The organism is Novipirellula sp., from assembly GCF_041583735.1.
In the GTDB taxonomy this organism is placed as follows: domain Bacteria; phylum Planctomycetota; class Planctomycetia; order Pirellulales; family Pirellulaceae; genus Novipirellula.
The window spans coordinates 1-2,751 of record NZ_JBFHFD010000889.1; the positions used below are offsets into that span (position 1 = coordinate 1).

The following is a 2,751-nucleotide window of genomic DNA, read 5'->3' on the forward strand; positions in this document are numbered from 1 at the left end:
GCGAGGACGTTCGTCACTTGCGTCAAGTTGGCAATGAGTTGACCGGGCAATGGAGTCTTGCCCAGATTCTCGACCACCTGAATCTTTCGTTGCAGATGACGCTCACTGTTGCTGAGTTCCACCCTAGCAATATGGGTTTGTTTTTCTGACTCCACGTTTTGCAAATCAATATGTCCACCATGAGAATTTGCCAACCAAATTTCTTGACCTGAGATTCTGATTCTCCGATACTCGGTGATTCCCCAAGCGGAGATAAGCTCTCGTGGCACAGGCGATAAAACTTGCTGTGTCAATGGTCCGACCAGCAATAACACTCACGGGATCAACTTAGCACCTCGACAACCGAAGATAATTACCTCGCACCCCGATTGGAAATTAGTATTCGATGAATTGGCCTTGGCGGTCCAACGTGGTATGACGGATGAAAACCGAGGATGTTTTTTGCTGCAAACGTGACGAGTGTCGGACTGCAAATCGGGGAACCTAAGAAGTGGGAATCACAGATGAACTCGGATTCACGCAGATGCGTCAGGAGGTAATCGGTGTTCATTAGCGTTCATCTGTGGTTTCATTCGTTGCCAGCTTTTTGTGCTGTGAAGATGTTTTTGTGCTGTGAAGCTGGTTGTACAGTGCGAAGGCAGTGCAAAGAGCGGGCTTTTGCTGGCGTCAATCGATTCGCTACAATCAACGGACGGACAGCGGCAAAACATCGGGGCACAACACGATGCACCTAAGTCGCCGGCGTGATCGTTTCGTAAACACAAACTAAAGTGGCGGCGACTGGGTGATCGTTGCCGTTCTGCCACCGCGAATTTACTCATGATCGCATCAAACCAGCTAACGATGACCGGCGTGGACGGTAAGTCTGTGTATTCGTTTGCAGACGATGGAGAACTTTACACTCATCGCATTCGCAAGCTGCCGTCGGGGGAACCGCGCGAAGAACACGGGATCGTCATCGAAACGGAGTTGCCTGCTTTACAGGGTGGGGACGACTACGACTCCGAATGCGTGATAAGTCTGTCATGGGTTGATGCTCATTTTGATTCTGAATCGATCCTACAGAAGCTGATTGAAATCCCTAATTCGTACGACGAATCCATTGCTGACCATGTGACAAACCTGTATTACTACGAACACCTCGGATTTGATAATGTTCGCTTACGATTCGTTGATCGTGATGATGACCGATTTCGAATTGAATTGACCGGCGCATGCGACGATCCAAACAATGGTCCTGATGGTCGACTGGACATACACGTCGACACCGTTGTCAGGCTACGGCGGGTTAGCGCCGAACAAACAGGTTAGTCTGAAACAGGGCAGAACAATGCGATGCACGACAAGTCGCCGAGTCGTGGTTTTCGAAGTGGATGATCACTCGCGGCGACCGGTTGATCGCTGCCGTGATGCCACGAAGACACCGAATGAAAACAGCAGTATCGAGTGGGATTCCTCTCTGCGTAGGATTTATGACGCTGCTCGCGTTCGCCACGCTCAATCTAGATGGCTACCAAATTCATCTGGCGTTTTGGGACAGCTCGAGCCGGGAATGGCGTGGACCAGGTGACTTCAATGGAGAGCCACCTTTTAACAACTGGGCTCATGGATGGCCATTTGCGTTTGTTGTACGCTCATCGGTGTTCCAGCCGACGCCAAACGTGCGGGCGATTGACGAAATACCCTGGACTTCTCGATGGCCCGTCGACGACGCAAAGGCCATTGCCTTCAATCGCTGGTTACTGGGTGCCGATTGTGCAATTGCAGCGTTGATTGCGTTTCTCACTTATTGGGGCGCTCGCTCATTCTGTGCTCGGTACAATTTGCGTTTCCGTTACCGACTTTCATCGCTGTTTGTTATTATGACGGTTTCCGCAATTGCCATTTCGTTTCGCAACTCGCTGTTGACGTCGCGGTATCCGCTGCAAATCGGTGCTGCCTCAATTGTGTGCGTGTCCACTGCTATAGCTACGCTTGTCATTCTCGCTTCCGTATTCAGGATGCTGATGCATGCACAACGGAAGGCAGAACCATCAGCTGCACCGAAGGCCGAGATCTGACGGCGCTGGAGTGGTTAATCAACCTCGCCGCCCAGTGATTACCAACGTTCTGCAACAAAATGACTGATATCGTTTCCCACCGATAACCGTAACAGAAAATTTTTACCAATCATGGGCATCGTCGTTTGACATGGCGTTTGTGCCATTTCCTATCCGGATTCGTCGCACGTTTCGCCGGCCTAAACTTTACCGCTTTCTCGTGCCGCTGCATCGCTACCAAATCATTGACTTTAACGCCGCTAAGTTGGAATATTTTGACGGCGTACGAGACCCGAAATACGCGAGAAGGGTTCTGAATTGGGTTATTGATGCATCCCAGGTTCCGAACTTGCAGGTGTTTTCCGATCGGTTGGGACTCACTATCGCAACGGCCGATTTTGCCTCGATCCTTGAATCTGCAACCGGCATCAAAACAATACGTTTGGACATGCTACATGAACCATTGCTAGGATCGTAATTTGCACAATGCGTCCTTTTTGTCGTTCCTCGGCATCTACCCACGACGTGCACCGCGCATCCGTCCTTGCTAAACTCGGCCAACACAACTTCAACCGCCGGATCGGCGTAACGTCAAACGTTATTCGAATGGAATTTCATGATCTCTTGTCGCAGAGCAACGAACGCAGATGTCGACCTGTTTCGAAGCATCCGGCTTCGCGCACTTCAAAACAGCCCTGATGCGTTCGGCTCA

Annotated in this window: 4 protein-coding genes; all 4 read left to right on the plus strand. The window is 50.6% G+C overall.

Annotation, left to right across the window (positions count from 1 at the left end):
* The first annotated feature begins 38 nt into the window (after positions 1 to 38).
* The 4 genes from ABX962_RS34190 (at position 39) to ABX962_RS34205 (ending at position 2,517) form a co-directional block, all read left to right on the plus strand.
* Complete coding sequence (locus ABX962_RS34190) at positions 39 to 149, plus strand: DUF1569 domain-containing protein (protein WP_372726144.1); 111 nt, start codon at positions 39 to 41, stop codon at positions 147 to 149.
* Positions 150 to 819: 670 nt separating this feature from the next.
* Complete coding sequence (locus tag ABX962_RS34195) at positions 820 to 1,311, plus strand: hypothetical protein (RefSeq protein ID WP_372726141.1); 492 nt, start codon at positions 820 to 822, stop codon at positions 1,309 to 1,311.
* A 116-nt stretch (positions 1,312 to 1,427) separates the two neighbouring features.
* Complete coding sequence (locus ABX962_RS34200) at positions 1,428 to 2,060, plus strand: hypothetical protein (protein WP_372726142.1); 633 nt, start codon at positions 1,428 to 1,430, stop codon at positions 2,058 to 2,060.
* 139 nt (positions 2,061 to 2,199) lie between these two features.
* Positions 2,200 to 2,517: a hypothetical protein gene (locus tag ABX962_RS34205; RefSeq protein ID WP_372726143.1), complete on the plus strand. Its 318-nt coding sequence runs from the start codon at positions 2,200 to 2,202 to the stop codon at positions 2,515 to 2,517.
* Positions 2,518 to 2,751 lie beyond the last annotated feature (234 nt).

Coding starts and splice junctions, on each gene's coding strand:
- ABX962_RS34200 (WP_372726142.1), top strand. CDS start 1,428: ATGAAAACAGCAGTATCGAGTGGGATTCCTCTCTGCGTAGGATTTATG.
- ABX962_RS34195 (WP_372726141.1), top strand. CDS start 820: ATGATCGCATCAAACCAGCTAACGATGACCGGCGTGGACGGTAAGTCT.